The sequence below is a fragment of the Candidatus Woesearchaeota archaeon genome, assembly GCA_026394965.1.
In the GTDB taxonomy this organism is placed as follows: Archaea; Nanobdellota; Nanobdellia; order Woesearchaeales; family 0-14-0-80-44-23; genus JAPLZQ01.
This window is the reverse complement of the sequence record JAPLZQ010000122.1, coordinates 1-7,915: the sequence shown is the minus strand read 5'-3', so window position 1 is coordinate 7,915 and position 7,915 is coordinate 1. Positions and strand designations below refer to the sequence as shown.

Here is a 7,915-nt window from a genome sequence, read left to right as displayed (position 1 = left end):
TGGGTTGAAGCCGAGCTTTTCAGCAGAGAATGCAATGAGAGTTGAGTCAATCCCCCCTGAAAAAAGCACTCCCATCCTTTCATTTTTTCCTGAAATGCGCTTTTTCACAGCAGATAAAAAAAGCTCCATCAGTTTTTCAGAAGCAAAAGATTCATCTGAAACCAGCTCATTTTTCAGATTGGAAAAAGAATTGATGCTGTCATGCCACTCCTCTTCACTTATCAGGCTTCCTTTTCGGGCATACCATTCGCACATGCGCTTTTGGAACTATCTTTATAATAAAAATCTTTGGAAAATGCCCTCTCTTACCCCTATTCGCTAAAAGCAAAATATTTATATATCCCCGCCCAATAGGAGTATTGTTAAGTTGAGGGGTGTAATTTATGAAACTTACTCTTGCAGAGCCTAAATACTTGAAGGACAGCATTTCAATAATTTCTGAGCTTGTAAATGAGGCAAGGATAAATGTGACAAAGGACGCCATTGAGATTGTTGCAATGGACCCTGCCAATGTTGCAATGGTTGTCTTCAAGCTTTTGTCAAGCGCATTTGTGGAATATGACATCGGAAAGCCCGTTGAGCTTGGGATAAACCTCTCAAACCTCAAGCAGATTCTGCGAAGGGCAAATCCAAATGAGACAATGACAATTGAGACAGAGGAAAACAGGCTCAAGATAACGCTTGAGGGAAACACAAAGAGGATATTCTCAATACCATTAATAGAGCTTGAGGAAAAGGAGCAGAAGGTGCCTGAGCTAAAGTTCTCAGCAACAATAAAGACAAGTTCAAGCACGCTCAGCAGCGCAATTGAGGATGCAGACATTGTTGCAGAGTCAGTGAGCTTCATTGCAGAGCCGAAAAGATTCCTGATTTCAGCAGAGGGCGACTTAAGCAAGGCAATGATTGAGATAAAGCAGTCTGAAAGCACAATAATCAGCGTGCAGGGCGAAAAGGCGAGGGCAAGATACTCAATTGAATACCTGAAGAAAATGATAACAGCAAGCAAGCTTTGCGATAATGTCTCAATAAACTTCAGCAATGACTATCCGCTCAGGATTGAATACGCAGAAGTGGACAAGCTCATGATTGCATTCATCCTTGCGCCAAGAATAGAAAACGACTAACGCTTTCCCGAACAACTAAGACGAAGTGATATTGCTATGAGGCCAGTTACGCTAGTTTACTGCTTGAAGGGAAATTCTGTTCTATTAGGTATGAAAAAAAGAGGATTCGGTGCCGAAAAATTAAACGGCTACGGTGGTAAAGTCCAGGATGGAGAAACCATTGAAGAGGCTGCTGTCCGGGAACTTTATGAAGAAGCAAAAATCCAGGCAGTTCCTTCTGATTTAGAAAAAGTTGCAATAATAGATTTCTATTTTGATGATGTGCCTAAAGAGAAAAACTTGAACCAGACAGTGCATGTTTATTTTTTGAAAAAATGGAATGGAGAGCCAAAAGAAACTGAAGAGATGAGACCCGAATGGTATGCACGAAATTCACTTCCTATGCAAAAGATGTGGATAGATGATCAATACTGGCTGTCTGGCGTATTGGCGGGAAAAAAGCTGAGAGCATCATTCACATTCGGGAATCAGGGGGCATCAGTTATTAATCATAATATTATATACTCGGAATCATTATAAAGCATAACAATGAACTTCAGAGATTAATAGGCACTATTCATGCAGGAATTCATCAAAAACAGCGGGCAGGGCATTACAGCCTTGAATATGACTAAATTATTTTTCTATCTTTAATTTCTCTCTTTAATCTGATTTTTTCTTTTTAAAATATTCTTTAGAATCTTCTTCAGAATCCATACGCTTCCTTTTCAGTAATCTCCTTTATTTCTCTTTCTTTTTTTATTCCCAAGCCCGAAAGTGTTAGATTGCCTATTGACTCCCTCTGCAGGGATATGACTTCATATCCAAGAGAGGACAGCATGAGCTTGACCTGCCTCTTTTTGCCTTCTGATATTGCAATTCTGAGCTTTTTGCCAGGCAGTTTTTCTGCAGAGCAGGGCTTAGTTAGATAGTCAATCTCCTTTCCGTCAAAATCATCAATCTTTATTGTAACTCCTGCCCTAAGTTTTGAGAGCGCATCTTCTGTAATCTCCTTGTCAATTGACGCAGTGTATTCCTTCTTAACTTTTCTCTCTGGGCGCATCATCAGCTCATTTAGCTTTCCGTCGTTTGTCACAATGAGAAGCCCGGTTGTGTCCTGGTCAAGCCGTCCAACTGAGAAAAGAGAGTTTATCTCTTTTCCTGTGAGGGGCAGGCGCTTCTTGCGGATAAAAGAATAAATTGTCTTTGCCTCCCTGTCCCTTGACTTCTGGCAAAAAATCCTCTTTGGCTTGTTCAATGCAATGTAGATTTTCCTTAAAGGGAGAATATGCTTTCCGTTAAGCATCACATCTGCGCTTTCCCTTATCTCATAATTGGGGTTTGTTATATTTTTTCCGTCAACAGAGATGTGCCCTGACTGGATTGAGCGCGCAGCATCATATTTCTCCTCAAATTCCCCTGTCTTTGCGAGATACTGCACCAGCCTGATTTTTTTGCTCATTTCAGTTTCCTTATCCTGCTCTTGTTGTTTGATGCGCTTAAAACCCGAACCTTGGTGTATTTCTTTTCAATGTCTTTTTTAAGTTTGTTGAAGGTGCCTTCCTTTATTGACTCCCTGATTTTCTCCATCAGGCGCTGCATGAAATAAATGTTATGGTAAATCCTCAGCCTGAAGCCAAGCTGCTCCTGAGTTTTTGTAAGGTGATGGATGTAAGCCCTGCTGTAATTCCTGCACACATGGCAGCCGCATTTTGGGTCAATAGGGGAAAAGTCATTCCTGTACATTCTATTGTCAATCTTAAGCCTTCCTTCCCATGTGAAAAGGGTGCCGTGCCTTGCATTCTCAACAGGGAAGATGCTGTCAAATATGTCAATTCCAAGTGAAACGCACTTTACAATATCCTCTGGGCTTCCGAGTCCCATTAAATACCGGGGCTTGTTTTTTGGAGCGTATTTTATTGAGGAATTTATCATTGCATAAGCGTCTTTTTTCGGCTCGCCTATAAAGAGCCCGCCAAATGATATTCCGTCAAAGTTCATCTTTGCCATGAACTTCATGCTCTTAACCCTTAAGTCCCTGTAGAATCCGCCATGCGCTATCCCAAAAAGGAGCTGCCTCTTTGAGGAGTGCGCTTTCCTGCACCTCTTTGCCCATGCATGGGTTTTTTCCATTGAATCCTTTGTTCCGGGATAATCAAGCCCGTAAGGGGGGCAGTAGTCCAGGCACATTGCAACATCTGAACCAAGCTCCTCCTGAATTCTTATTATGTTTTCAGGAGTTAGAAGAATGTTCCTTCCATCAAACGGCGAGCGGAATTTTATGCCCTCGTCAGTTGTTCCGCGGAAGAAGCTTTCCCTAAGGATTTGGAAGCCCCCGCAGTCTGTGAATATCGGCTTATTGAAGTTCATGAACCTGTGGATGTCCGCCGCATTTTTCACAATCTCGGTTCCAGGCGCAAGCGACAATAAAAGGGCATTTGAGATTATTGCCTGAACATCAATCTCCTTTAAATCATGGGGAGATAAGTATCTTGGGGCTGCCTTTGTTGCAACTGGCATGAAAAAGGGAGTGTTTGCATCGCCGTGCGCTGTTGAAAGAACTCCTGTTCGTGCACTGCTCTTTTTGTCTTTTTTTATAACCTTGAACATATTATCCCCTGAAAAATCATCAATTAGAAGTTTTAATGCACTGCTTTTAATTTTTTGCTTTCTATCGCGCCATCTACCTTATCTCAAGGGCGAACTTTACAATGGGATTAACATTTTCAACTGATTTTTTCCCCGCATCATAGACAGGAACTGAGTTTGAGAGAACCTTTGCGCAGAAATAATACACCTTGGCTCCAGGAAGGCACTGCCTTGATGTGAGGAACTTGTTCTCAGGAACATCATTCCAGAATTCAATCGGGCTTACAAAAGCCATTTCCCCGTTGCTTTTGTAGATGATTATTCTGCTTAAGTCCCATTCTGTTTCATATGCCGATAAATCGTCATAAAACCTGAGAGATGCGCTCTCAAAATTTCCGCGGTTGTAATTTGCAGTGTAAATCAGGGTTTTATATTTTATTTCAGGAAGGTCATTGTAAAATGATTCTGTTATTCCGATTTTCATATTTTCACTGACTGAAAAATCTGCATTGTAGGCAGAATAATCCGGTGCAGCCTCAATCCTTATGACATGCTTTCCGTCTGCAGAAGGGACATCTGAGGAGTCTTCCTGCTCAAAGAGGCAGTAGCAGTTGTCATCATTTGAACTGCATTTCTGATAGTAATCAATGAACTTCTCAAAAACTCCCAAGCTGGCATCTGCTTCTTTCGGATTGCAGAAGGGGGTTATTTCAATGACTGAATCTGAAAGCCCAGATGATTGGGCTTTAATGCATGAGTCCCTTTCATAGTAGGATTTTCCTGAGCATGCTGATGCAATCTCCTCAGCCCTTTTTGCAAGAGTGTAATACTCCTCAAAAGAATACTCAATTGATGCCTTGAATGAGGGATTCACTGAATATGAAATCCCGCTAAGCTCCTCTTCAATGGGAACAGGGCTTTTAGGCATTGTTCCCATGCTTCCCTTTCCAAGATACTGAGGAGGCACATAGGTCTGCGCCTTGATTTTTTCAATGTCTTCAGCAGAAATCTCAACGCATCTGCTCCTGAGATTCTTGCAGCTGTTGTCTCCGCCGTCATTAACACTTATCTTAAGAACTTCTTTTGATGTGTCATAGAAGCACAGCGGGTTTACAAGGTTTCCGTCAATCAGCACCTCAAAATGAATATGGGCTCCAGTTGATTTTCCTGTGCTTCCAACTTTTCCTATAACATCGCCGCGCTTAACCTCGCCTGAGCTTCTCACAATCTCGCTGAGGTGGTTGTATGTTGTCTTGAACCCAGAATGGCTTATTACAATCCTGTTCCCATAGCTCCCGCTGTATCCCGAGTAAGTTATTTTTCCGTCTGCAACTGCATACACCGGGCTTCCAGAAGCCAGTGCAAAATCAATTCCCCAGTGGCTGGGGTTTATCCCCAATGCCCTGCTCACATCATAATCCCTTCTTCCATAGCATGAGGTTATAGTTGCTCCTGATTCATCAACGGGCCATCCGACTGCTCCGATTCCTCCCAGGCTTACTGCGCTGGTTGCCTGCAGGCTTATCGGAAGAAGACCATCGGATATTGCCTTTATCTCAAGCATTTTATCATTTTCGCTCAAAAAGAACTCATAATTCCTTGCATCTGGAAGCATCACTGTGCTGTACGCTGAAAGGTATTTGTCAAGAGCATCCTGGTAGAATTCAGTGAAGTTCGCCTTTAATGAATTTTTATTCGGATAGCATTCAACGCCATTTTCATTTTTCCAGAGAGAATAGCCGTTTTCAGAGCCGCATTCTGAAGATGAAAAAAATCCCTTGTCTGCGAATTCAATAATAGAATCATAAATTGCATACTTCCCTGATGTGTCAATGTACACAAGAGCCATCTCGCCCTGCTGATAAGCATACAGAATCTTGAACTGCTCGCTCCCGATTCCTGCTGTCATCTTCTTCTCCTTCTGGAAGAATCCCATAAAAAGAAAGGTGAATATTATTATGGATGTGATGGTGAGAAAAAGGACAAGCACATTCCCTCTTTTCCCAATAAAAGCCATGAAGGCAATATTTGCCGGGAGATTTATAAATTTATCTTACTCCTGTTATGAAGCCAATTGTGAATCTGAGAATTAACTTTTTGCACAACACTCTTTTTTTAAAGGAAAACTTTATAAAAACTCAGGGATAGATTCACTTTAAAGAGCTAAAAAGTTTGAAAAAGACAGGTGTATTGAAGGAATGGGATAAAGGAAATTCCGGAATAAAGGAGATAATCATATACGGAAGAGGCGGGCAGGGAGCTGTCACAGCTGCACATCTTTTGGCAATATCCGCATTCTACGACGGAAAGGAAAGCCAGGCATTCCCGAATTTCGGTGTTGAGAGAAGGGGCGCCCCTGTCCAGGCATACTGCAGGATTTCTGATTCAAAAATAAACCTAAGAAGCCAGATTTATCACCCGGATTATGCTGTTGTGCTTGACCCAAGCCTTCTCCCCCTTGTGGATTTGAAGAGCCTTGCAGAAAGAAAAGGAACGCTTATAATAAATACAAACAAGAAAGCAGGAGAGCTATGCCTTCTTGCAGACAGGGAAACAATAGGAGAAATAAAGATTTTAACATTTGATGCATCCTCAATTGCTCTTGAAGTTTTCAAATCAGACATAGTCAACACTGCGATGGTTGCAGTATTCGCGTCATTAACAAAGGAAATATCAGAAGAATCAATGGTTAAAGGGTTATATGAAATTTTTGAAAGGAAAGATATCCTCAAGAAAAACATAGATGCAATCCAGAAAATCTGCAGCGCATGCAGGCTTCATGAATAAGCCCGAACTAAACTCAAGTGATTGGATTGAACAGGGAAAACAGCAAAAAAAAGGAATGCGATTATGAAATGGGCGGAATAGTTCTTACTGTTGGCGCTGTTGTGGAAAAGCCAGGCTCAACAGTTGCAAACAAGACCGGCAACTGGAGGAGCATGAGGCCCATAAAAGACCCAAAAGTGTGCATAAAATGCGGAAGATGCTGGGTATTCTGCCCTGAAAACGCAATATCGCCTGACATTGAGACAAACTATGATTACTGCAAGGGCTGCGGAATCTGCGCAGAGGAGTGCCCGGTAAAGGCAATAAAAATGGAGAAAGAGAAAAAATGAAAAAGGAAATTATGGAAAAACTCAATGAAGAAGAAAAGGATGATGAAGCTGCTCTCAGGGAAATAATTTCCAGGGAAAAAGGATTGGATGCAATAGTATCAATCTTTTCAGCAAGAATTGCCTCAAGATACGGAGCTGAATTCGGAGGGGTATTGAGGCTAAATTACAAGCCGCTTGAAAAGGAAATAGAGATAATAACCCCGGCAAAGGATGCAGAAATAAGGATTAAGGCAGATGATATTTCAGAGCTGCCAAACCAGATTATGATACTAAGGGAAAGAAAGAAAAAAATGGAAGAGATTCTCGAATGGAAGAAAAGCAGGAATCTCGCATGAATTTCGGGGAATAAAAATGAAGAAGGTAATTGAGGCAAGCGACGCTGTTGCAACAGCAGTAAAAATGTGCAGACCTTCTGTCATACCTGTTTATCCAATAACACCGCAGACACACATAGTTGAGAGGCTTTCGAAGTATGTTAATAACGGAGAGCTTGATTCAGAGATGATTGATGCTGAATCAGAGCACAGCGCAATAAGCGCAGCAATGGGCGCATCTGCCTGCGGAACAAGGGTTTTCACTGCAACAGCATCCCAGGGGCTTGCCCTTATGCACGAAATTCTGTTCATAGTTTCAGGAATGAGGCTTCCTGTAGTAATGGCTGTTGCCAACAGGACTCTTTCTGCACCAATAAACATATGGAATGACCAGCAGGATTCAATTTCTGCAAGGGATTCGGGCTGGATACAGCTGTATGTTGAGAGCGCACAGGAGGCATTTGACACAACAATCATGGCTTACAAAATTGCCGAGAACAGGAAAGTCCTTACCCCTGTTATGGTATGCCTTGACGGATTCACGCTTTCGCATGTCTTTGAACCGGTTGATATTCCCGAACAGAGGAAGGTTGATTCATTCCTGCCAAAATATTCGCCATTATATTCCCTTGATGTAAAGAAGCCCATGAGCTTTGGACCAATAGGATTTCCAAACACATTCATGGGATTCAAAAAAATGCAGCAGGATGCAATAAACAATTCAGCATCTGTTATCAAATCAGCCAATGATGAATTTGAAAAGGAGTTTTCCCGCTCATACGGAGATGGCTTG

Annotated in this window: 10 protein-coding genes; 6 read left to right on the top strand and 4 right to left on the bottom strand. The window is 41.9% G+C overall.

Annotated features, from left to right (window positions below):
• A partial coding sequence (locus NTV63_05750) for an asparagine synthase-related protein (protein MCX6710421.1) occupies positions 1–255 on the bottom strand: 255 nt, incomplete at its 3' end.
• 128 nt (positions 256–383) lie between these two features.
• On the opposite strand from NTV63_05750, the gene pcn reads away from it, so the two are divergent.
• Complete coding sequence (pcn, locus tag NTV63_05745) at positions 384–1,124, top strand: proliferating cell nuclear antigen (pcna) (protein MCX6710420.1); 741 nt, start codon at positions 384–386, stop codon at positions 1,122–1,124.
• Between the two features lie 36 nt (positions 1,125–1,160).
• Positions 1,161–1,643 (top strand): 8-oxo-dGTP diphosphatase, encoded by a 483-nt coding sequence (locus NTV63_05740; GenBank protein MCX6710419.1) that lies wholly within the window; start codon positions 1,161–1,163, stop codon positions 1,641–1,643.
• 166 nt (positions 1,644–1,809) lie between these two features.
• On the opposite strand, the gene NTV63_05735 is transcribed toward NTV63_05740, so the two are convergent.
• The 3 genes from NTV63_05735 to NTV63_05725 form a co-directional block, all read right to left on the bottom strand.
• Entirely contained in the window at positions 1,810–2,565 is a 756-nt protein-coding gene (locus NTV63_05735) for a pseudouridine synthase (protein MCX6710418.1), read from the bottom strand.
• Positions 2,562–3,713, bottom strand: coding sequence for a tRNA guanosine(34) transglycosylase Tgt (tgt, locus tag NTV63_05730; protein MCX6710417.1), 1,152 nt, complete (start codon positions 3,711–3,713; stop codon positions 2,562–2,564). Before tgt ends, NTV63_05735 begins: the two co-directional genes overlap by 4 nt.
• 73 nt (positions 3,714–3,786) lie before the next feature.
• Positions 3,787–5,709 carry a M23 family metallopeptidase gene (locus NTV63_05725; protein MCX6710416.1) on the bottom strand — a complete coding sequence of 641 codons (1,923 nt, stop codon included), beginning with the start codon at positions 5,707–5,709 and terminating at the stop codon, positions 3,787–3,789.
• Between the two features lie 203 nt (positions 5,710–5,912).
• On the opposite strand from NTV63_05725, the gene NTV63_05720 reads away from it, so the two are divergent.
• The 4 genes from NTV63_05720 to porA form a co-directional block, all read left to right on the top strand.
• On the top strand, positions 5,913–6,479 hold the full coding sequence (locus tag NTV63_05720; GenBank protein MCX6710415.1) for a 2-oxoacid:acceptor oxidoreductase family protein: 567 nt from the start codon (positions 5,913–5,915) through the stop codon (positions 6,477–6,479).
• A gap of 68 nt (positions 6,480–6,547) precedes the next feature.
• The gene (locus NTV63_05715; protein MCX6710414.1) at positions 6,548–6,808 is read left to right on the top strand and encodes a 4Fe-4S binding protein; all 261 of its coding nucleotides are present in this window, start codon (positions 6,548–6,550) and stop codon (positions 6,806–6,808) included.
• A complete protein-coding gene (locus tag NTV63_05710; protein ID MCX6710413.1) occupies positions 6,805–7,143 on the top strand; it encodes a hypothetical protein in 339 nt (112 codons plus the stop codon). Before NTV63_05715 ends, NTV63_05710 begins: the two co-directional genes overlap by 4 nt.
• Positions 7,144–7,159: 16 nt before the next feature.
• Positions 7,160–7,915: pyruvate ferredoxin oxidoreductase (gene porA / locus NTV63_05705; GenBank protein MCX6710412.1), on the top strand; the 756-nt coding region annotated here is incomplete at its 3' end.

Coding starts and splice junctions, on each gene's coding strand:
- pcn (MCX6710420.1), top strand. CDS start 384: ATGAAACTTACTCTTGCAGAGCCTAAATACTTGAAGGACAGCATTTCA.
- NTV63_05740 (MCX6710419.1), top strand. CDS start 1,161: ATGAGGCCAGTTACGCTAGTTTACTGCTTGAAGGGAAATTCTGTTCTA.
- NTV63_05735 (MCX6710418.1), bottom strand. CDS start 2,565: ATGAGCAAAAAAATCAGGCTGGTGCAGTATCTCGCAAAGACAGGGGAA.
- tgt (MCX6710417.1), bottom strand. CDS start 3,713: ATGTTCAAGGTTATAAAAAAAGACAAAAAGAGCAGTGCACGAACAGGA.
- NTV63_05725 (MCX6710416.1), bottom strand. CDS start 5,709: ATGGCTTTTATTGGGAAAAGAGGGAATGTGCTTGTCCTTTTTCTCACC.
- NTV63_05715 (MCX6710414.1), top strand. CDS start 6,548: ATGGGCGGAATAGTTCTTACTGTTGGCGCTGTTGTGGAAAAGCCAGGC.
- NTV63_05710 (MCX6710413.1), top strand. CDS start 6,805: ATGAAAAAGGAAATTATGGAAAAACTCAATGAAGAAGAAAAGGATGAT.